Annotated in this window: 1 protein-coding gene; it reads left to right on the top strand. The window is 68.5% G+C overall.

The features are described from left to right. Positions 1–133 precede the first annotated feature (133 nt). Positions 134–593, top strand: a 460-nt coding sequence (locus EOA27_RS39290; protein WP_127259075.1) for an aldehyde dehydrogenase family protein, incomplete at its 3' end; no start/stop codon positions are given.

The raw sequence follows: 593 nt of genomic DNA, 5'->3' as shown, positions 1-593 counted from the left end.
CGGCGCTCGAGGGCAACATCTGCCGCTGCACCGGCTATCACTCCATCATCCGTGGAGCGCTCGCCGCCGCCAGGGCAATGGCGGACCGCAGCGCTCCGCAACCGACACACGGCTGAAAAACGGAACCCGGGCCTTGACCATCGCCATCCGCAACAGCGATCCCAGGCACGAAGGCGTGAAGGCCTTTCTCGCGCGACAACGCCTGCAGCACCTGATCGGCGGCCGATGGTACGACGCTTCCGATGGCGCGACCATGCCGGCCACCGATCCCGCCAGCGGACGCCTTCTCGCCAAGCTTGCGCAAGGCACCGCGGAGGATGCCGACCGGGCCGTAGGGGCGGCTCGCTGCGCGTTCGAGAGCGATGCCTGGCGCGGCATGACGCCCTCCGCGCGCGGCAAGCTCTTGTGGCGGATCGGCGAGGCGATCGACCGCCAAGCGGACGAGCTTGCTGAGCTCGAGACCCTCGACCAGGGCAAATCGCTGAAGACCGCGCGCTTCGGCGAAATACCGGCAGCCGCCGAGCAGTTCCGCTACTTCGCCGGCTGCGCCACCAAGATCCTGGGCACGACCATTCCCACCTCCATCTCGCACC

Origin of the sequence: Mesorhizobium sp. M2A.F.Ca.ET.037.01.1.1 (assembly GCF_003998075.1) — a bacterium.
In the GTDB taxonomy this organism is placed as follows: Bacteria; Pseudomonadota; Alphaproteobacteria; order Rhizobiales; family Rhizobiaceae; genus Mesorhizobium.
The sequence above is the reverse complement of the archived record's forward strand: the minus strand, read 5'-3'. Positions and strand labels throughout refer to the sequence as shown.